The sequence below is a fragment of the Microcystis aeruginosa FD4 genome (assembly GCF_009792235.1).
Taxonomy (GTDB): Bacteria; Cyanobacteriota; Cyanobacteriia; order Cyanobacteriales; family Microcystaceae; genus Microcystis; species Microcystis viridis.
In genome coordinates, this window is the sequence record NZ_CP046973.1 from 1,888,340 (window position 1) to 1,906,925 (window position 18,586).

Sequence of the window (18,586 nt, forward strand, 5' to 3'; positions counted from 1 at the left end):
GCTAAAGTTCACACAAACTACTATTATCCCTCTTGACGAATAGAACTGTCAAGTTATCTCTCTTAGCTAATTGTGGGGAGAAGGCGAGGGGAAAACTCGCCTATTTTCAGGGTTTATTGACCTTCCCGACTGATTTGACGCTCGATAGTTTCGATAGCGGCATTTAATCCCGCTAGACGGGTTTCGAGGTCATCGCGCATCCATTTGAGGAATGTTAATTTACGCTCTTGACATTCTTGGCGGGAAGTGCTGCCACAAGTGTTGAAGAAAAAGGGAAACATAGACTAAGAGGCCTGCTATAACTCTACGTCTCCTATCTTGACGAAAAATTTTAAAAAAGTCTAACCGTTAAGTCGCCATAATAACCACAGACCTAAACCAAAACCGAAAAAGTTAGGCAGCCAGGCAGCTAGGAAGGGGGAGAGGGTGGCAGTTAGTCCCAAGCTGCCGACAAGGAAGTTTAAAAGATAATAGAGGAAAACAATGGCGACACTGAGACCGAAACTGGTTCCCCGACCGATTCTTTGTGGTAGAGAACCCAAGGCACAACCTATGGTGGCAAAGACGATACAGACAAAGGGAAAGGCGATTTTTTGCTGGATTCGCACTTGAAAAAACCTGACTCTCTTATCATCGCCACTGAGTTTGAGTAGTTGCACATATTCGATCGCCTGTGGTATGTTCATCTCGTAGGGATCGCGGCTTTGACGAGCAAAATCGAAAGCGGAGCGAGATAAAGCGATTTTTTCGGCTTTAAAGGGGATAACTTGGCTATAGGAGGCGTTAGGGGGGGTTAATTCATAGATAATGCCGTTAAAAAAGTCCCAGACGTTATCGACGGCATTCCAACGGGCCGAATCGGCGATAATAATTTGATTTAATTCTTGTTTTAGCCAACGGATAACAGTGACGGTTTTCATTTTTTCCCCGTCAAATTGTTCGGCATAAAATAAACTTCTTAAATTGCGATTAATCGTACCATTTTCTAAGGTTTTTATTTCATAATCGGGATAATAAAAGTCTTTGTTTTTCCAAAAGTTTGCTTCTTTATTAATTTTCTGCACTAAAATTTCTGTGGCTCGATAATTAGCATTGGGAACCACATATTCGTTTAATAAAAATGTCACAACTGTAACTATTAAACTCAGGCAAAAAGTGGGTATAAAAAGACGGTAAATAGTGACTCCACAGCTTTGCAGGGCAACGGTTTCGCTATCACTACTTAAACGACCGTAGGTGATTAAAGTGGCCAATAAAAGAGAAACCGGTAGGGAATAAGTGACAAATTCAGGCACTTTTAACAGGAGAATTTCTAGGGCCGAGGCGAGGGGTAGATTAGCATCAACTACCTGATTAGCTAAATCGGAAAGATTGCCGATCGCTACTCCCAAAGAGGCAAATAAACCAACACTAAATAAAAATGGGGGTAGTAGTTGGCTGATCAGATAGCGATCAATGAGGGCAATACCTCCATTTACCCAGTAAGAAATCTTTTTCTTAATCATTGATTTTGGTTAACTCACTCCTATTTCATCCCATTTCCTAACCCGCGGCCGTCTTGCTTATACCTTCGGTTAGCCTATCATATTTTGTCTTTGACGAAAAACACCGCCGGAAGTTGTATGATGGCGGAGAGAGTGGACAGAAGTAAGGATTTGGGCAAGTGTAGATAATTTTTCTGTTCCTATTCCCCGCTCATCCCTAGGTGAATTATGCTGCTAAACTGGCAAACTTTTACTATTCATAAACGAGTACCTTTAACGATTAGTCGCGGCACTACCAGCGAAAATACTAATATCTGGCTGAAAATTAGCGAGGAAAATATCGAAGGTTGGGGAGAGGCATCCCCTTTTGATATTACCAGCGAGGAGAAAAAACCCGATAAAATCCTGCAAGAATTAAACTCGATCGCTCCTATTTTACAATCTTTTCACCCCTGTCAACGCCAAGAAATTGAGAAAATTTTATGGCAAAATCAGATAGCTTCGGCTACTCGTGCCGCTATTGATACGGCACTGCACGACTGGTTAGGCAAAAAAGCTAATTTACCTCTCTGGCAAATTTTTGGACTCGATCGCTCTTTGATTCCGCCAGTTTCTGTTACTATCGGTTTAAATTCTCGAGAAAATGTGCAGAAAAGGCTGTTAGATTGGCTAGAAATCGGCGATTTTAGCTTATTAAAAGTCAAATTAGGCTCACCGGACGGTATAGAAGCCGATCGAGCCATAATTCTGGCCATTAAAGAAATTGTCCCCCATTTGCCCCTAACTGTCGATGCTAACGGTGGTTGGAAATTTAGCGATGCGGTGAAAATGTGCCAATGGTTAGAGGAAAAAGGCGTTATTTATGTGGAACAACCCCTATCCGCAGGACAAGAACGAGATTTAATTGATTTATACCAAAAATCGCCCCTACCTATCTTCGTCGATGAAAGCTGTTTTTCTAGTCAAGATATCCCGAAACTGGCCGATCGAGTCCACGGCATTAATATTAAACTAATGAAAGCCGGTGGATTAGCGGAAGTACAAAGAATGATTCATATTGCCCAAGCTTGCCGACTGCAAATTATGTTCGGATGTTACTCTGACAGCAGTTTAGCCAATACTGCCCTAGCACATCTTGGCCCGCTTGTCAACTATCTTGACCTAGATAGTCATTTAAATTTACGCGATGATCCCTTTACGGGATTAAGCTTAGAAAAGGGACGTTTACAACCAAATAATTCACCCGGTTTGGGTGTTAGTTTACGGACAAAAGATGACTAATTATTTGACTCCTGACAAGAAAGTAGCGATTCTTCTCCACGAAGGAATCAAAGGAACTCGCGGCAAAACTGGATTAAGTTATCTGCGTTACGGGAAAGCGCAGGTAGTGGCGATTATTGACGCAGAAAGTGCCGGCAGCGCCTTAAAAGAAGTGGCCGGAATCGATCGCCCCTTGCCGATTGTTGCTAGTGTTAAGGAAGCTTTAACCTATCATCCCGATACTCTGTTAATTGGAATCGCACCCTCAGGAGGCATTTTACCCCCCCATTGGCTAGAAGAAATTAAAGAGGGGGTAAATACAGGGTTATCCCTAGTTAATGGTCTCCATACACCCCTAAAACCCCTGTTTCCTCAGCTTAAACCGGATCAATGGATTTGGGATATTCGTCTGGAACCCCAAGACTTAAAAATCGGGCAAGCGCGGGCGAAAAATTTAACCTGTCAGCGTATTTTAACCGTAGGCACGGATATGAGTGTGGGCAAAATGTCCACTAGCATCGAATTACATCGGGTTGCCGCAGAAAAAGGGCTAAAATCGCAATTTTTAGCCACTGGACAGGGGGGAATTATGATCGCGGGGAAAGGTGTACCCTTGGATGCAGTGCGCGTCGATTATGCTGCCGGTGCGATCGAGGCTTTGGTGTTAGAATCAGCAGAAAATAACGATATTTTGTTTATTGAGGGTCAAGGCTCCCTTTTACACCCCGGATCGACCGCTACCTTGCCCTTAATGCGTGGCAGTCAACCAACGGGTTTAATTCTCGTCCATCGCGCCGGACAAATTCACATCAAAGATTTACCCGATATTCTCATCCCTCCCCTAACAGAAGTGATTAAACTCTACGAAATGACTGCCAGCGCCGGGGGAAGTTTCGGGGAAGTGAAAGTAAAAGGAATTAGTTTAAATACTTTTCATCTTAGTCCAGAGGCGGCAGTTAAAGCTATAGAAACCGTGCAGGAGGAAACGGGGTTATTTTGTACCGATGTTGTCCGTTTTGGCGGTCAAGGGTTATTATCAGTGATCAGTAAACAGTGATCACTGAGCAGTAAACAGTAAACAGTGATCACTTCAATCATAGTCCATCACATAATTACACCATAAGGGCGTTGGGTTTCATGCTTCAACCCAACGCCCTACAAATAATTGTGCCTCCCTACTTAGATATTTTTCCAAAATTGAGATGCACCCAGTTTTAAAGTTCCCTATAGCCAAAGTCAACTAACATCAATAGGTTTTGAAAATTTTCCATTATGATCCTGATTACAGACCAAATTTACCAGTGTATTTTCAACCACGCAGAATCCACCTATCCCGAAGAATGTTGTGGGTTACTCTTGGGAAAAATTACCGAAACAGCAGCCCAAGTGATCACCGTGCAAGCAACGGAAAATAACTGGTCAGGTAATAGGAAAAACCGCTTTAGTATTGCCCCAGAAGTGCTTTTACAAGCTCAAAAATCGGCGCGGGAAAGCCAGCTAGAAATTATTGGTATCTATCATTCCCATCCCGATCATGCCGCCATTCCCTCAGAAATCGATCGCCAATTAGCTTGGTCAGGATATACTTATTTAATTGTCTCCGTAGTTTCAGGGCGAGCGATCGATTTACAAGCTTGGCAACTGGACGAAGGCGAACAATTTCAACCAGTAAAAATATTGTAGTCTTGTGGGAAATACCAAACAGCCCCAAGCTGATTCTCCCCGTTGGCAACCCTAATCCTGCGACAATTAGAGGCAACATCGATGATGACTAGCGCTTCCGCTGCTTTCCACCTACCTGCAATCGATTTAATCGGGATCAGTCCTCTCTGGATTAGTTTTAGCCAAGGACGTTTTTCCCCCGATCCTTCCCGGGCAAAAGTGCAATGGCATGGACGAGTATTATGGCTAGGAATAGGTTGCATCCGTGGGACGGAGAAAGCAGTCATAGATAGGGCAATTAGGGATGTTTTTAAGCGTTATCACCTCTGTTTAGCCGCTATTGCTGGTATCGCCACCGTTGACATCAAAGCTGATGAACAGGGTTTAATTGCCTACTGTCAAGAGAAAGGATTGCCCCTAAAAACCTTTACTGTTGAGGAGTTGAGGGATATTAATGTCCCCAATCCCTCGGCTATTGTCAACAAGGAAGGGGGAACCCCTAGCGTCGCTGAAGCTGCCGCTTTAAAAATGGGCGAGACTTTGCTAGTAAGCAAGCAAATAGAAGCAAAATCGGTGACAGTGGCAGTTTCTTTGGCAGCAAGGAAATATAGAGGATAACAAATCGATGCTTAAACAGGTTTTATTTCTTAGTAATGGTCATGGCGAGGATTTAAATGCTAGTTTAATTCTGGGGGAATTAGAAAAAATTCAGCCCCAATTATCTATAGCTGCTTTGCCTTTAGTGGGAGAGGGAAAAGCTTATCAAAAATTGTCAGTACCAATTATTGCCCCCACTGCCACTATGCCATCGGGGGGAATTATTTATACCAATCCTTTTAATTGGATTAAGGATATTGGTGCGGGATTAATTAGTCTAACTATTCAGCAAATTCAGGCAGCTTTTAAAGTTAGCAAGGATTGTGATTTATTGATAGCAGTGGGGGATATAGTCCCGATTGTGATCGCTCGTTTAACTGGTCGTCCTTTTGTGGCTTTTATTGTTTCTACTTCCAGTTACTACGAAGGTACAATTAAATTACCTTTACTCACAGAATTATGTTTAAGATCAGACAAGTGTTTAAGGGTTTTCACTAGGGATAAATATACAGCAACAGATTTACAAAATCGGGGTATTAAGAAAGCGATTTTTGCCGGTTATCCGATTATGGATGTGTTAACACCAACGGGTAAAGATTTAGAATTAGATAGTCAAATTCCCATGATTGCTTTATTAGCGGGGAGTCGTTTACCTGAAGCTTTGAGTAATTTAGCTCTACAGTTGCAAGTCTGTGAGGAAATAGTTGAAATTAAACCGATGCAGTTTCGGGCTGCTATCGTTCCTAGTATCACAGAAACCGACTTAGAAAATTTAGCTAAACAAGAGGGATGGCATTATTTAGGAGCGGGAAAATTAGAGAAAAATGGGGCTTTATTGTGCTGTTATCGTGATGCTTTTGCTGATATTTTACACCATTGTGACGCTTGTTTAGCCATGGCGGGGACAGCAGTAGAACAAGCGGTAGGATTAGGAAAACCCGTCCTACAAATACCCGGATTTGGTCCCCAATTTACCTACCCTTTTGCTGAGGCACAAATGCGCTTATTAGGGGAATCGGTGATAACTATTGGACAAAAACCCACGGAGGTAAATTTATTTAAAAATGCCGCGGTTAAAATTATCGATATTTTGGCAGATTCTCGTTATTTACACAGATGTTTAGAGAATGGTAAAATTAGAGTGGGGGAGTCTGGAGGTAGCAGAAATATTGCCGAAGAAATTTATATAAACTTAGGGGGTTAGCCAGTGCGGAATGTGGTTTAAAATTAACTCAATTACCTTTTAATAAAACATTGTCATTTTCCTGAACAGATAAAAACTCAGCCACTGCTTGATTAAAAGTTTCAGGTTCCCCTAAAAATGCCCAATGATTACCTGGTATCTTTTTAATCTCTAGAGAAGTTAAATACTTTTTATAGGATTGAATTTGCCAAGCAGTGGGATTCAATCCCTGTTGGGGAAGGATTAATAAACTGGGAATATCTAAAATTTTAGTTAATCCGGCAAACCCCATTACATCCTCAAAAATTTCCCCGCGTGCCGATAAAGTGAATTTACTGCTCCAACTGCCATCAGCTTTTTGTTCAATGGCATTTTTAAACACCTCTTGCTGTAAATTTGACCAACCTTTATATTGTTTTAATTGACGAGCTATCGCTTCTATGCTCTGATAACTATCAAAGGAGCGAGTAATCTTTAAAAAGGGCAAAACTTGATAGAGAATTGGAAAAGTTATCCTAATCCAATTAGGCATTTTATCGATAAAAAAGGGATCAACTAAAATTAAACTCTTAAATACTTCCGGCTGTTGAGTTGCCCAAATTGCCGCTATTTTAGCGCTCCAAGAATGACCTAAAATATGTGCTGGCGTCCAACCTAAATGATTAATTAAAGCCCTTAAATCGCTGATATAATCCTGAAAGTGATAACCAGTTGCCGGTTTACCGCTTTCCCCATGTCCCCGCAAATCTGGGGCAATAACTTGATAATTTGAGCTTAAATAATCACCCAAACTTGACCAAACCAAAGCATGATCCGCCATGCCGTGCAATAATAATAGAGGCCTACCTCGATCGCTCCATTGTAAATAGGAAATTTCCATCGAGTTATTGGTAAAAGTCCGGCGTTGTGGCATAAATTCTCGGCTGATTTTTACTTTATAATTTACCTATCACTTAATAAAACTTCATACAATGGCACTACAACCTCCGCTCACTGCCACTAGCTTAGAGCAATTGTCTTGGACATGGCAAGGTCACACCATCCCCTACACTGTGCGGGGAGAAGGACAACCCCTAGTATTAATTCACGGTTTTGGGGCATCTATCGGTCATTGGCGCAAAAATATCCCCGTTTTAGCGGAAAATGGCTATCAAGTCTATGCGCTAGATCTCTTGGGATTTGGGGGTGCGGATAAGCCCGCTTTAGATTATAGTCTCAACCTTTGGCAGCGGCAAATACAAGACTTTTGGCGAGAAAAAATCGCCAAACCGACGGTATTTATCGGTAATTCCATCGGGGGACTGATTACCTTAATGCTGATGGCAGAATCTCCCGAAATCACTGCTGGAGGCGTAATTATTAACTGTGCCGGAGGATTAAACCATCGTCCCGAAGAATTAAATTTCCCTTTGCGTTTAATCATGGCTGCCTTTACCAGTTTAGTTAGTTCCCCCGTGACAGGAAAGTTTATTTTTGAACAGGTAAGGCAGAAAAATCGCATCCGTAACACCTTAAAACAGGTTTATCGCGACCATACCGCGATTACCGAGGAATTAGTCGAAATTCTCTATCAACCTTCCTGTGATGCGGGTGCGCGGGAAGTCTTCGCATCGGTGTTGACAGCACCCCCCGGACCATCGATCCAGGAATTATTACCGCAAATCGATCGCCCTTTATTGGTACTCTGGGGAGAGGATGACCCTTGGACACCGATCGCTGGTTCGGTAATTTACCAAGAAAGAGCTAAAATGGGACATAATACCCAATTTTATCCGATTGCCAAAGCTGGTCACTGTCCCCACGATGAACATCCCGAAAAAGTTAATCAATTAATTTTGAGTTGGCTGTCGGAAATAGAGATTTAGTCAGTTAAAAAAGTTGGGGTTGAGAGATAATTTTTCTCGGCCTCAAAGGTGAACGAAGATTTTAGCGATTAATAGTTACTGGAGAAATCTGCCAATCGGGGCGAAGATTTTTGGCTCCCCGGAGATAGACGTGCTGCATTTCAGCTTGCAGTTTAGGAGTATTAACGTGGAGAATTACCCGAATACATTTTTCCAGACTACCAGCGACGTGCATCTGTTGCACATCGAGGAGGGGGACATTTTGCCAATGGGGACGTTCCCGAGCGATAGCAGCGGGGAAAATCGCGTCTAAATCCTGAGTTGCCGTAAAGATAATACTAACAATATCATCGGGATCGATACTATTGTTGATTTCGAGCGCTTCGAGGAGTTCTGTTACTGCTTCTCGTATAGCCTCAATATTATTAGCTGTTACTGTCGTTGCTCCCCGAATGGCCCGAATCTTCCACTGCACGATTGTCATCCTCCACTAATCCTGATGAGTCAATTTTAGGGGTTAACGCGCCCTTTTTCTCGACTTTAATCTGGCCATCAGGGTCGGTATAACCACAATAGTTGTCCGTTAACTTCTAATTCAAATTCTAGACGCTGTAGGGTTTTTTGTAATCCTAGGGGTATTTGGGAACGATTGCCCGTCAGACGACTGAGAAGGGGTTTCGGTTCTTCGATAGTCTGACATTTAGTTTTATCTGGGGGTAATCCTGCCAATTCTAGCGCCCAAAGTCGCGCATCTTCCTCGCTTCCCAAGCGATCAACCACTCCTAATTCTAAAGCCTGTTGGCCGGTAAAAATGCGCCCATCGGCAAAACTTTTCACCTGATTGACATCTAAATTTCTAGCGCTGGCAACGGTTTGCACAAATTGCTGATAACTGGTATCGATCATATCTTGGAGAATTCTTTCTTCTTCATCAGTTAACTCTCGATCGAAGGAGAGAATATCTTTATAAGGGCCAGATTTAATCACTTTAAACGAAACTCCCACCTTATCCAACAATCTTTCCAGATTGTTTCCTCTCAGGATAACACCGATCGAGCCGGTAATCGTGCCGGGGTTAGCCATAATATAATTGGCCCCCATACCGATATAAACGCCGCCAGAGGCGGAAATATTGCCAAAACTAGCGATTATTTGGGTGGTTTTTTGTAACCGCTTCAATGCTTCATAAATTTCTTGGGAATCCCCCACGGTTCCCCCGGGGGAGTCAATTCGGAGAAGTAGGGCGGGATATTGCCTTTCTTTGACGATTTCTAGGGCTTTTAAGACTCTTTTACGGGTATCGGAGGCAATTGCACCTGTAATTTCTATTCGAGCGATTTGTTTGCGGGTTTTCGGTTTAAAAGGCCAGACCATCAGGGTTAAATATCTCTAAAAAAAGGACTCTTTCTAATCTAACGCTTTGATTGTTAAGTAGGTAGGTGTTAAAAATTAAGTGAGTGGGTAGAATTAAATATAAGATGAACGTAGGTTGGGTTGAAGCATGAAACCCAACGCCCTACAAATAATTAGGGTTTGCGGCAAAAAGTTTTTCGTGGGGACAGGGTGTGGGGTCTGGGGTCTGGGGTGTAGGGTTTTAGCGATTTTGAGGGGGTCAATTACCTAATTTTCAGGGAAAAAGTCCAGGGATTTTCCCCCCGATCACTCCCCGATCGGGTACTTTTTGATTGACAAAAAGTCTAAAAGTCTTACCCAACAATGTTTTTAGATTTATTCAGCCAGCCCTAATTAGAGTTCTTGCATAATTAATTTTTGAGAGTTCAAAAATGAGAAAAATAGGCATAAAATTGCATAAAATCCCTAAATAGGGTTTGCGGCAAAAAGTTTGTTGGTGGGGTTAGGAGTCGGTCGTCTCCGAGTCAGTAGCCGGTCGTTTCAGGCTTTGTTGCCCTGCTTTTTTTGTACCAGTTTGTGTACTACAAAAAGAATAATGCCAGGTTTTTGAATGTCCCAATCCTATTTTCGCAGCATGAACATCGGATTTTAACAGGTCAAAAGCCTTATTTTAAAAGGGTTTTACCATTATTCAGCCAGCCCTAACTACCAGCAGAGAAGACAGTGGTGATCAGGGAATAGCTGCATACCATGGCGGCTATTTATAACTATGAGTTAGGGATAGGTATAGCAACTTCTTAAAAGTTGCCAAACATTAATCAAGTCAAGGAGAATTTATTCTCAATTTTTATAATTGAGATAGTTTGTGCCGCTTAAACAAAGAGGTTTTGATAACCAAATTAAAGCAGCTCTAAAGAGTTTTGAGTTAAAAGTAAAACTTCAAGTTTTTATTTAAAACAAATGTACTGGCTAACTATTTTTTTTGGTAAAATTAGTCAATCCATCATTATAACATATAATTAATTTGCAAGAGTTCTATTGGTCCGATTGGTTTACCTTCCTCTATTCTCAATAAGCCCTACTTGTTGCTGTGACTAATTACCCTAATTCATAATTCATAATTGATAATTTCCACTCCCCACTTCCCCAAACCCCAACCCCCAACTTGCAATGTATCTCGAACACCTGCACCTTCACAGTTTTAGAAATTATGCCGAACAGTTGCTGAAATTCGAGTCCAAAAAAACAATATTATTGGGCAATAATGCTCAGGGAAAATCCAATTTACTGGAAGCGATCGAACTTTTGGCCACTCTCAAGAGTCATCGAGTCAGCAAGGATCGGGATCTGGTGCTAGAATCGGACTCGGAGGCGAGAATTTTTGCTAGGGTTAATCGTCTTTATGGGGCATCAGAATTAAGTTTAATTCTCCGTTCTTCTGGTCGTCGCACCGTGATCCGCGACCGTCAACCCCTGCGCCGTCATCTCGATTTTTTGGGCGTGATTAATGCGGTACAATTTTCTAGTCTCGATCTGGATTTAGTGCGCGGTGGTCCGGAAGCTCGCCGAGACTGGTTAGATACTTTATTAATTCAATTAGAACCCCTATACGTTCATATTCTACAGCAATATAATCAGGTTTTACGACAAAGAAATGCTCTCTTAAAAGAGATTCGTAAACAGGAATTAGAGGGAAAAGTTTATGGGGATTTATCCCAGCTAAAACTCTGGGATTTACAACTAGCAGAAACCGGTTCAAGAGTAACGAGAAGAAGGGCGCGAGTCCTGCAAAGATTAATTCCTTTAGCCCAAAAATGGCACGAAAGTATTAGCGGAAAAACCGAACTTTTAGAATTACAATATATTCCCAATGTGCCTTGGGTAGAAGATGATGTCAATGGGGTACAAAGGGCTTTTTTAGATAAGATTGAAACCCGTCGTTTGGCCGAGAAACAACTAGGGACATCGGTAGTCGGTCCCCACCGGGATGAAGTGGATTTTTTAATTAACCAAAACCCCGCTAAATCCTACGGTTCCCAAGGACAACAAAGAACCTTAGTTTTAGCCTTGAAATTAGCGGAATTACAGTTACTAGAGCAGATTATCGGAGAACCTCCCCTACTACTCCTCGATGATGTTTTAGCCGAATTAGATATCGAACGACAAAATCAATTATTAGATGCGATCGAAGACCGGTTTCAAACTTTAATTACCACCACTCATCTCAGTTCTTTTGAGTCTCGCTGGTTGCAATCTTCCCAGATATTTTCTGTCAAAAAGGGACAGATTTTTTATTAGCCTATAGCCACCATAGGTCATCCATTGCTGTCAATCTGGGTCTTCCTGATTGCTGGCTAAATTATTGCCGTTAGAAAGTCCGTATAGTTCCTTAACCGATTGGCGGGAAAGGACGATAATTGTGAAGACTCCGAGAATTGTACCCAACGGGGTGAACAAGCAGAGGATGCAAGCTATCACAAAAGAAAACCAGTATTTCTTGTGACGGCTGAGAAATCGACCCGAAAGAATCGTAGAAATCGCTAAAGCTTCTCCTAGCAGTGCTATTGTTAAAGCTTTTAGAAAGTCTAATAGACCTCTGATGGGTAAATCTTCCGACGGCATTGGGAATGGCTCCGGGACAGCCATTATAAAAAATTGAGTCAAGAAAATAAAAGAGAGAACACCAATTAAAATCAAAGGGTAAAAACCAATTATTCCTCCCACAACGTAGTGAGATATTGACAATAATCTTAGGTATTGTCTGTCATTATTTGTGTTCATATAGGTAATTAATAATAGACATCTAGACAATATCATATCGAAGCTGAAAACTTTTCTAGTCAAGGGATTTACTCGAATAGAAATGATTCTAATTCTCCCATAGTTTTTCGATGAAATTGAATTAGTAACGAAAGACATACACTTCAGCTATCGAACTATTTTTGTTAGTACAGATGGGAAAAGCAGTCCGTGATCGGGTTGTCGCTTTTGGGGATATCTCGTGTAATCATCTCGACATCACCTCCCTTGCCTAGCTTCAGGTAATTCCGATTCTGAGGGTTAACTCTCGAAGGTATTGACTTCTGGCAATAGCTAGAGATTTGTTATTAGCTAAAAGCAAATATTATTTGAGCCAAAATTGCTCGATTCCCCCTAACGATGGGTCTGGTAAAACGTCCTTGACTTTTTTCTTTGTCTGTACACATCCATAATAATAAAACAGGCCGCAGGCCTGTTTCACTATTAGATTAAGAATAATTAAGCCTACTTAATCTCGCGGACTACCGGTTTCCCGTCGATAATTTCACCGACGAGAATCAGATCAGCAACCCCAACAAATAAACCATTTTCTAAAACCCCCGGCATATTATTAATAGTTCTTTCCAAATCAGCCGGATCATCGATACTATCAAATTTAACATCGATAACTAAATTGCCTTGATCCGTGACCACGGGGCCGGCTTTTTTCACTCCCATGCGCAGGGAAGGTTTACCACCGAGGGCCTCTAATTTCAGCATCACCGGAGTCATGGCCATGGGTAACACTTCCACCGGCAAAAGAAAAGTCGATCCCAACTTATCCACCAGCTTATTGCCATCCACTACCACGACGAAAATATCGGCGAGACTATCGACAATTTTCTCCTGAGTATGGGCAGCACCGCCACCTTTAATCAGGTTTTTCTGCGGATCCACCTCATCGGCCCCATCGATAGCGATATCCATGTTTGCGATGACATCGAGGGTAGTGAGGGGAATTCCGTACTTCCTCGCCAACACTTGCGCTTGAAAAGAAGTAGGAACCCCGACAATATTGCTGATTTCTCCGCTTTGCAGTCTAGCGCCCAGATATTCGATCGCATAGGCCGTCGTTGAACCAGTTCCCAATCCCACGACCGAATTAGATTGAACTAGATTAGCGGCGGCCTTACCGACCTCCTGTTTCATGATAATGACCGGATCGATTGCTGTCATGATGCACATTCCTAAAAGCGATGTTTTGAACCTCTTAGTTATCGGCTATCCCTTGCCCTCTTGTCAATGGAATTAGGGATTAGTGGCCTGAGCTGCTAACATTTCCTTGAGTTTAGCCAATTCATTGGCCCAACGGGGATCTGGCTGTAAAGCGTCACCATCGCCGGTAACTTTCGGGGTACTGCTGCTACCCCGTTCAGCCTTGCGTTTTTTGCCGCTGCCGCCGCCACTGGATTTGCGCGGTGCTGCCGTCGTCGGTTTTGGAGTCGGTCTTCCGACTTTTTCCGGGGTTTCTACGCTGGCCTCCGGACCTTCTGCTTCTTCTCCTTCTTCTTTACCTCCCTTGCTGCGGGGGAGAGCTTTCTCGATTTTGATCGGGTTTTCCATGAAGGATTGACCGTTGTATTTTTCGATAAACTGGTCAGCTAGTTCATCGCTAGGGACGGTAACGAAGGCAAAACCGCGACATTTGCCAGTTTTGCGGTCTTTGATGACTTTAGTGGTGATCGTATCCCCTTCATCGGCAAAAAGCGCCTGTAATTTTTCGCGCTCGACGGATTCTTTGGGTAAATTACCAACGTATAGACGAATGGACATGATGGATTCCTCCAAGTATAGGGTGATTTGACATACTCCCACCGTCAAGCTACGCTGTGACGGGGGATTCTTTCCACATTGCTGTTAGAAATTCCTTGTTCAACGAGACAGCTTAGATTCTCAATGTCTCCATTAAGAATCCAGAGGCCGGACTCTCCCAAGGCGTTTGGGTCGGTTTCTGTTTGCCCAACAGTACCGTTGAGATAATTTCCCAAATATTGTAACCCTTTTTTAAGAATATTTATTGCTGCATTATGATCCCTATCTAAGACTGTTTGACAATTGGGACATTGATGAGTTCTATTGCTTAATGTTTTTTGAACTCTCGTCCCACAAACTGAACAATCTTGAGAAGTGAAATGCGGTGGTACAGCAATACAGACAATCCGATAAATCTTGGCAAAATAATTCAACCATTCGGTGAATTGATACCAAGAAGCATCGGAAATCGACTTAGACAGCTTACGGTTTTTGACTAAGTTTCTTACCTTTAAAGCTTCATAAACTACCAGATCATTAGACTGGATTAACGCCAAAGCGTCTTTAATTGCTTTGTCTTGACGTTGTCTTGATACTTTCAAGTGAAGTTTAGCTACTTTTATCCGTTGCTTGTGATAGTTTTTAGACTGTTTTTTTCCTTGACGAAACTTTTTGGATAATCGTCGTTGTGCTTTTTGAAGTCGTTTTTCTGACTTTCTTAAATAACGTGGATTCTCTACGGTATTACCTTGGGCATCGGTATAAAATTCTTTTAACCCTAAGTCAATTCCTGTTATTTGTCCCGTTGGTTCATGGTATTCTTGCCGTTCTACGTCAATCAAAAACTGGCAATAATAACCGTCAGCACGTCTAACAACTCTTACCCGTCTAATCTGTTGCTCTGAATAATAAACTAAGGTTTTTTGACTACACCATAAATCAAATTCTCCTGCTTTAAAGCCATCGGTGAACTTAATTTTACGTCGCTCATCTGATAGTTTATATCCCGTTAGTTTATACTCAACGGAACGACTAGGCTTTTTGAACCGAGGAAAACCTTTTTTCCCTGGTATTTTGGCATGACAATTCTGATAAAACCGATTAATTGATTGCCAGGCTCTATCAGCAGCCGATTGACGAGCTTGTGAGTTTAATTTATTAACCCAAGGGGTTTCTTTATTGTTAGCTAGTACCGAGCAAAGTTTTTGGAGGTCATTGCGGGTTGTCCCTTTATTTTCTAGCCAATAACGAACACAAGAATTACGCACAAACTGAGAAGTTCTGATAGCTTCATCGAGCCGGTGATATTGCTCTGGTGTTCCGTTTTTTAGCTTTGCTTCTACGACTAGCATCTAACAATCCTCGACCCTTGGCTAGGTTAAGTATAATACAGTTTACCCACAGATGGTGGAATTAAACCGATGCTCCGCGGTTGATATTCTGGTCGGATTTCATCCCCCGCTAATTTTGTTGAGTATCTTGTCGAAAAATGTAGCGGGGGCATTCATCCGACATTTTGGGTAAAAACTTGTGCGACATTCCGTGGCTGTATGCTGATTTTTTTAAGGCAAACAGAGCTAAGGAGGATGTTTCCCAGCGATAAGCTTGTAGTTTCTGCACGATAGCGGCTGTGTCCGTCAATTTTGACTATCCTTAACGATTTCAACGAGAGGGACGGGATCTAGGGGTTACGTTTTTAGCTGTTAACAGGGCTAATCATTCAACTTACCCGATTTATGTCGCTCTCTTTGATTATTACAGAATGTTTACACAATTTGTCAAATATTTTCTCTCGCTCTGGGCTGCCTAAGTATAACTACTTAAGTATTTGTTCACGGTAAGCAAAATTTTATGAAAACTCTTGCTAAATGTATCATTATATGCTTCTTTCCTTTTGGCGGCGGGGTATCCTAGCTAACGGGAGGGAAAAAGCAAAACCCTCTTTACAGATACATTGACACTTTGTCAAGTATTTGTTACATTAGTTAAAAAAGGTGATACCAATCACCCATCTCGCTTGTTATCAACCACTGTCTTCATCGAGGAGAAACACCATGTCTCAACCGATCGAACTTTCCTTAGAACAACAGTTCAACATTCGTTCTTTTCAGACTCAGGTAGAAAAAATGAGTCAGGAGCAAGCGCAGGATTTCCTGATCAAGCTCTACGAACAAATGATGGTCAGAGAAAATATGTACAAAGCTTTTCTCAAACACCAGTGGGGTCTAGATTCTAATCCCTGGGCCCCCCAGTAACTCATTTCACCCCTGCGGGCGACCTCTTTCTCCGGCTGGGTTTCTCCGGAAACGAGCTAGGGATGCGGGGCGCATTTCTTCACCTTTTTAGCTATTCTTAGGGAAGAATAACCGAATTGCTAGGGGTTAATTTATGTTCGAGCGCGCTTTGATCTGTACAGATCTTTTCGATGGTCTCCATCGTCTTGTCCATTGTGTGCCACACTTAGCCCTGAGCGGCTTAAAACAAGTTATCTTCCTCCACAGTATTCCGATTTGGGAACAACCCACCCTAGCTGCCGTAGATCAAGCAAAAATTGACGCGGCCAAAGAAAAATTATCCCCAGCTTTAGCAAATATTCCCGACGGTATGACAGTTATTGTCGAAATCTCTAACCGTCGTCCCGTGGATGCCGTGCAGGAAATCCTCGCGCATCACTCTATTGACGTGATTTTGATGGGAAATCCCATGCGCGGTGCTGTCCAAGAAAAATTATTCGGTAGTACCAGTTTAGCGATCGCAGGTATTACCGATATTCCGCTGCTGATTTTCCGACCGCAATTATTATCAGTTTATACTCGCGATGAATTAGCCCTGCGCTGTCAGCATCTCTGGAAACATTTATTAATTCCCTACGATGGCAGTTCCGACGCAATTTATCTAATTGAACAGATGGAAAAATACGCTCAAACTTGCGCCACCGGCTCTTTTGAGCAATGTCTTCTCGTCTGGGTAGTGGAAAATATCAGTCGCGATCCCGGTGTCACCGAATACCGTTTAAATGATGCCCGTCGGGAATTAGAATCGGTGCAAGCGCGACTAGAAAAACTCGGTTTGCAAGTACAGAGCGAAGTGCGACAAGGAACACCTGTATTAGAAGTTTTGACGGCAGCAGAAGAAAATGATATCAGTGCGATCGCTGTAGCCACCTGCCATCGTTCTAATATGTTGGAATGGTTAGCAGTGCGTCGGATTAATGAAGATATTCTTCATCAACTGTGGTTCCCCTTATTATTTTTCTCACCGAAGGGATAGACTGGAAAAAAGATTCTCTTGGGGATAAACCACAGAGACACAAAGAACACAGAGAGGAAGACAGATTTGATCGCTAAAATCTATCACACAAACGACAAGAGATCCGAAAATTTTTGGGTAAAATTAACTTAACTGCTCGATTAATCCGATAACTTTAGCCTTAATTTCATCGCGAACTCGGCGAAAAGTTTCGATAGGTTGACCATCGGGATCATCAATTAACCAATCCTCGAAAATTTCCTGTAAAACCCATCCTTCCGGCAGATTGACACCGCAACCACATAGGGAGATAACGGCATCGTAATCTTCGGGATTAAAATCCCTAATTGGTTTAGAAGTTTGGTCAGTAATATCGATACCAATTTCCTGCATAACTTCGATTGCTCCGGGGTGAACTTTGGCCGCTTCTAATCCAGAACTGGTGACAGCAATTTTACCCGCGCCTAAAGTTTTAGCGAAACCTTCGGCGATTTGGGAACGACAGGAATTTTTTCTACAGGCAAACATTACTTTTTTCATGATTTTAACTCCTAGAAATTTAATTAGGGAAATGGGGAAATGGGGAAATGGGGAAATAGGGAAATGGGGAAATAGGGAAATGGGGAAATAGGGAAATGGGGAAATAGGGAAATGGGGAAATAGGGAAATTAGGGGATAGGGAAATAGGGAAATGGGGAAATAGGGAAATAGGGAAATGGGGAAATAGGGAAATAGGGAAATAGGGATTAAGAAACATCTTCCCCAACACCCAACCCCTAACACCGTTTTTTTCTCTTTTTCCTTCCTTTCACTATAGCGATCGGTCAGATAATCTACCTGATCTCGCAGGAGAATGGTAAACTTATAAAGTTCCTCCATCACATCAATAACTCGATCTCGATAGGGGGAATCTTTCATCGTGCCACCCTCAGGAAACTCCTGATAAGCTTTAGCCACAGAAGATTGATTAGGAATAGTAAACATTCGCAGCCAACGACCAAGAATTCGCAGAGTGTTAACCGCGTTAAAAGATTGGGAACCTCCGCTTACTTGCATGACTGCTAAAGTGCGGCCTTGAGTTGGCCGAATCGCACCAATACTTAAGGGAATCCAATCAATTTGGTTTTTGATAATGCCGCTAATATTGCCGTGTAGTTCGGGAGATGACCAGACTTGACCCTCGGACCATTGACTTAATTCTCGCAATTCCTGTACTTTGGCATGAGTATCGGGAACACTGCCATAAATCGGCAATTCACGAGGATCAAAAAAGCGCACTTCTGCCCCCAATTCAGTGATAATTCTGGCAGCTTCTTCTGCTAATAAACGACTGTAGGAACGTTGCCGCAAAGAACCATACAGAAAAAGAATTCTTGGTTTGTGAGTCGATTGGATCATGGTGA

The 18,586-nt window shown here is 42.3% G+C and carries 20 protein-coding genes and 1 pseudogene; 9 read left to right on the top strand and 12 right to left on the bottom strand.

Going from position 1 to position 18,586, the window contains the following annotated elements:
- Nucleotides 1-113: 113 nt before the first annotated feature.
- Entirely contained in the window at nt 114-281 is a 168-nt protein-coding gene (locus tag GQR42_RS27665) for a hypothetical protein (RefSeq protein ID WP_002759244.1), read from the bottom strand.
- A gap of 60 nt (nt 282-341) precedes the next feature.
- Nucleotides 342-1,505, bottom strand: a complete 1,164-nt coding sequence (locus GQR42_RS09745; RefSeq protein WP_158199819.1) for an LptF/LptG family permease — start codon at nt 1,503-1,505, stop codon at nt 342-344.
- 207 nt (nt 1,506-1,712) lie between these two features.
- Here GQR42_RS09745 and GQR42_RS09750 point away from each other — a divergent pair, with 207 nt between their 5' ends.
- The 5 genes from GQR42_RS09750 (at nt 1,713) to GQR42_RS09770 (ending at nt 6,207) form a co-directional block, all read left to right on the top strand.
- Nucleotides 1,713-2,765 carry a dipeptide epimerase gene (locus tag GQR42_RS09750; protein ID WP_158199820.1) on the top strand — a complete coding sequence of 351 codons (1,053 nt, stop codon included), beginning with the start codon at nt 1,713-1,715 and terminating at the stop codon, nt 2,763-2,765.
- Nucleotides 2,758-3,801, top strand: coding sequence for a DUF1611 domain-containing protein (locus tag GQR42_RS09755; protein ID WP_158199821.1), 1,044 nt, complete (start codon nt 2,758-2,760; stop codon nt 3,799-3,801). The genes GQR42_RS09750 and GQR42_RS09755 overlap by 8 nt, the downstream gene beginning before the upstream one ends.
- 215 nt (nt 3,802-4,016) lie before the next feature.
- Nucleotides 4,017-4,427 carry a Mov34/MPN/PAD-1 family protein gene (locus tag GQR42_RS09760; protein WP_158199822.1) on the top strand — a complete coding sequence of 137 codons (411 nt, stop codon included), beginning with the start codon at nt 4,017-4,019 and terminating at the stop codon, nt 4,425-4,427.
- Nucleotides 4,428-4,511: 84 nt separating this feature from the next.
- Nucleotides 4,512-5,024: a cobalamin biosynthesis protein gene (locus GQR42_RS09765; RefSeq protein WP_158202439.1), complete on the top strand. Its 513-nt coding sequence runs from the start codon at nt 4,512-4,514 to the stop codon at nt 5,022-5,024.
- Nucleotides 5,025-5,031: 7 nt separating this feature from the next.
- Nucleotides 5,032-6,207, top strand: a complete 1,176-nt coding sequence (locus GQR42_RS09770; RefSeq protein ID WP_158199823.1) for a lipid-A-disaccharide synthase-related protein — start codon at nt 5,032-5,034, stop codon at nt 6,205-6,207.
- Between the two features lie 28 nt (nt 6,208-6,235).
- On the opposite strand, the gene GQR42_RS09775 is transcribed toward GQR42_RS09770, so the two are convergent.
- The gene (locus GQR42_RS09775; RefSeq protein ID WP_158199824.1) at nt 6,236-7,099 is read right to left on the bottom strand and encodes an alpha/beta fold hydrolase; all 864 of its coding nucleotides are present in this window, start codon (nt 7,097-7,099) and stop codon (nt 6,236-6,238) included.
- A 58-nt stretch (nt 7,100-7,157) separates the two neighbouring features.
- On the opposite strand from GQR42_RS09775, the gene GQR42_RS09780 reads away from it, so the two are divergent.
- The gene (locus tag GQR42_RS09780; protein WP_158199825.1) at nt 7,158-8,051 is read left to right on the top strand and encodes an alpha/beta fold hydrolase; all 894 of its coding nucleotides are present in this window, start codon (nt 7,158-7,160) and stop codon (nt 8,049-8,051) included.
- A 61-nt stretch (nt 8,052-8,112) separates the two neighbouring features.
- Here the strand turns inward: GQR42_RS09780 and aroH are convergent, their stop codons facing one another.
- Together aroH and sppA are read right to left on the bottom strand one after the other, a co-directional pair.
- Nucleotides 8,113-8,514 carry a chorismate mutase gene (gene aroH / locus GQR42_RS09785; RefSeq protein WP_158199826.1) on the bottom strand — a complete coding sequence of 134 codons (402 nt, stop codon included), beginning with the start codon at nt 8,512-8,514 and terminating at the stop codon, nt 8,113-8,115.
- A 68-nt stretch (nt 8,515-8,582) separates the two neighbouring features.
- Nucleotides 8,583-9,404, bottom strand: coding sequence for a signal peptide peptidase SppA (sppA, locus tag GQR42_RS09790; RefSeq protein WP_158199827.1), 822 nt, complete (start codon nt 9,402-9,404; stop codon nt 8,583-8,585).
- 1,149 nt (nt 9,405-10,553) lie between these two features.
- Between sppA and recF the strand changes: the two genes are divergently transcribed.
- Entirely contained in the window at nt 10,554-11,681 is a 1,128-nt protein-coding gene (recF, locus tag GQR42_RS09795; protein WP_158199828.1) for a DNA replication/repair protein RecF, read from the top strand.
- A gap of 30 nt (nt 11,682-11,711) precedes the next feature.
- Here recF and GQR42_RS09800 read toward each other — a convergent pair whose 3' ends face one another.
- The 5 genes from GQR42_RS09800 to GQR42_RS09820 all read right to left on the bottom strand — a co-directional run bounded on the left by GQR42_RS09800 (nt 11,712) and on the right by GQR42_RS09820 (nt 15,575).
- Nucleotides 11,712-12,164, bottom strand: a complete 453-nt coding sequence (locus tag GQR42_RS09800; protein ID WP_158199829.1) for a hypothetical protein — start codon at nt 12,162-12,164, stop codon at nt 11,712-11,714.
- A 483-nt stretch (nt 12,165-12,647) separates the two neighbouring features.
- Nucleotides 12,648-13,358, bottom strand: coding sequence for a ribose-5-phosphate isomerase RpiA (gene rpiA / locus GQR42_RS09805; protein ID WP_158199830.1), 711 nt, complete (start codon nt 13,356-13,358; stop codon nt 12,648-12,650).
- 72 nt (nt 13,359-13,430) lie between these two features.
- Complete coding sequence (locus GQR42_RS09810; RefSeq protein ID WP_158199831.1) at nt 13,431-13,955, bottom strand: RNA recognition motif domain-containing protein; 525 nt, start codon at nt 13,953-13,955, stop codon at nt 13,431-13,433.
- Between the two features lie 44 nt (nt 13,956-13,999).
- Nucleotides 14,000-15,286 carry an RNA-guided endonuclease InsQ/TnpB family protein gene (locus GQR42_RS09815; protein WP_158199832.1) on the bottom strand — a complete coding sequence of 429 codons (1,287 nt, stop codon included), beginning with the start codon at nt 15,284-15,286 and terminating at the stop codon, nt 14,000-14,002.
- A 109-nt stretch (nt 15,287-15,395) separates the two neighbouring features.
- Entirely contained in the window at nt 15,396-15,575 is a 180-nt protein-coding gene (locus GQR42_RS09820; protein ID WP_158199833.1) for a hypothetical protein, read from the bottom strand.
- A gap of 413 nt (nt 15,576-15,988) precedes the next feature.
- Between GQR42_RS09820 and GQR42_RS09825 the strand changes: the two genes are divergently transcribed.
- Nucleotides 15,989-16,189 (top strand): NblA/ycf18 family protein, encoded by a 201-nt coding sequence (locus GQR42_RS09825; protein WP_002739006.1) that lies wholly within the window; start codon nt 15,989-15,991, stop codon nt 16,187-16,189.
- 133 nt (nt 16,190-16,322) lie between these two features.
- Nucleotides 16,323-17,204 carry a universal stress protein gene (locus GQR42_RS09830; protein ID WP_158199834.1) on the top strand — a complete coding sequence of 294 codons (882 nt, stop codon included), beginning with the start codon at nt 16,323-16,325 and terminating at the stop codon, nt 17,202-17,204.
- A gap of 123 nt (nt 17,205-17,327) precedes the next feature.
- On the opposite strand, the gene arsC is transcribed toward GQR42_RS09830, so the two are convergent.
- Nucleotides 17,328-17,723, bottom strand: a complete 396-nt coding sequence (arsC, locus tag GQR42_RS27670) for an arsenate reductase, glutathione/glutaredoxin type (protein ID WP_002780509.1) — start codon at nt 17,721-17,723, stop codon at nt 17,328-17,330.
- Nucleotides 17,724-17,963: 240 nt separating this feature from the next.
- Nucleotides 17,964-18,581: pseudogene (gene arsH / locus GQR42_RS27675) on the bottom strand (arsenical resistance protein ArsH); the annotation flags it as partial.
- Between the last annotated feature and the right edge of the window lie 5 nt (nt 18,582-18,586).

What these genes read in the sequence shown, in the direction of transcription:
- GQR42_RS27665 (WP_002759244.1), bottom strand. Translation starts at nt 281, where the DNA reads ATGTTTCCCTTTTTCTTCAACACTTGTGGCAGCACTTCCCGCCAAGAA.
- GQR42_RS09745 (WP_158199819.1), bottom strand. Translation starts at nt 1,505, where the DNA reads ATGATTAAGAAAAAGATTTCTTACTGGGTAAATGGAGGTATTGCCCTC.
- GQR42_RS09750 (WP_158199820.1), top strand. Translation starts at nt 1,713, where the DNA reads ATGCTGCTAAACTGGCAAACTTTTACTATTCATAAACGAGTACCTTTA.
- GQR42_RS09755 (WP_158199821.1), top strand. Translation starts at nt 2,758, where the DNA reads ATGACTAATTATTTGACTCCTGACAAGAAAGTAGCGATTCTTCTCCAC.
- GQR42_RS09760 (WP_158199822.1), top strand. Translation starts at nt 4,017, where the DNA reads ATGATCCTGATTACAGACCAAATTTACCAGTGTATTTTCAACCACGCA.
- GQR42_RS09765 (WP_158202439.1), top strand. Translation starts at nt 4,512, where the DNA reads ATGACTAGCGCTTCCGCTGCTTTCCACCTACCTGCAATCGATTTAATC.
- GQR42_RS09770 (WP_158199823.1), top strand. Translation starts at nt 5,032, where the DNA reads ATGCTTAAACAGGTTTTATTTCTTAGTAATGGTCATGGCGAGGATTTA.
- GQR42_RS09775 (WP_158199824.1), bottom strand. Translation starts at nt 7,099, where the DNA reads ATGCCACAACGCCGGACTTTTACCAATAACTCGATGGAAATTTCCTAT.
- GQR42_RS09780 (WP_158199825.1), top strand. Translation starts at nt 7,158, where the DNA reads ATGGCACTACAACCTCCGCTCACTGCCACTAGCTTAGAGCAATTGTCT.
- aroH (WP_158199826.1), bottom strand. Translation starts at nt 8,514, where the DNA reads ATGACAATCGTGCAGTGGAAGATTCGGGCCATTCGGGGAGCAACGACA.
- sppA (WP_158199827.1), bottom strand. Translation starts at nt 9,404, where the DNA reads ATGGTCTGGCCTTTTAAACCGAAAACCCGCAAACAAATCGCTCGAATA.
- recF (WP_158199828.1), top strand. Translation starts at nt 10,554, where the DNA reads ATGTATCTCGAACACCTGCACCTTCACAGTTTTAGAAATTATGCCGAA.
- GQR42_RS09800 (WP_158199829.1), bottom strand. Translation starts at nt 12,164, where the DNA reads ATGAACACAAATAATGACAGACAATACCTAAGATTATTGTCAATATCT.
- rpiA (WP_158199830.1), bottom strand. Translation starts at nt 13,358, where the DNA reads ATGACAGCAATCGATCCGGTCATTATCATGAAACAGGAGGTCGGTAAG.
- GQR42_RS09810 (WP_158199831.1), bottom strand. Translation starts at nt 13,955, where the DNA reads ATGTCCATTCGTCTATACGTTGGTAATTTACCCAAAGAATCCGTCGAG.
- GQR42_RS09815 (WP_158199832.1), bottom strand. Translation starts at nt 15,286, where the DNA reads ATGCTAGTCGTAGAAGCAAAGCTAAAAAACGGAACACCAGAGCAATAT.
- GQR42_RS09825 (WP_002739006.1), top strand. Translation starts at nt 15,989, where the DNA reads ATGTCTCAACCGATCGAACTTTCCTTAGAACAACAGTTCAACATTCGT.
- GQR42_RS09830 (WP_158199834.1), top strand. Translation starts at nt 16,323, where the DNA reads ATGTTCGAGCGCGCTTTGATCTGTACAGATCTTTTCGATGGTCTCCAT.
- arsC (WP_002780509.1), bottom strand. Translation starts at nt 17,723, where the DNA reads ATGAAAAAAGTAATGTTTGCCTGTAGAAAAAATTCCTGTCGTTCCCAA.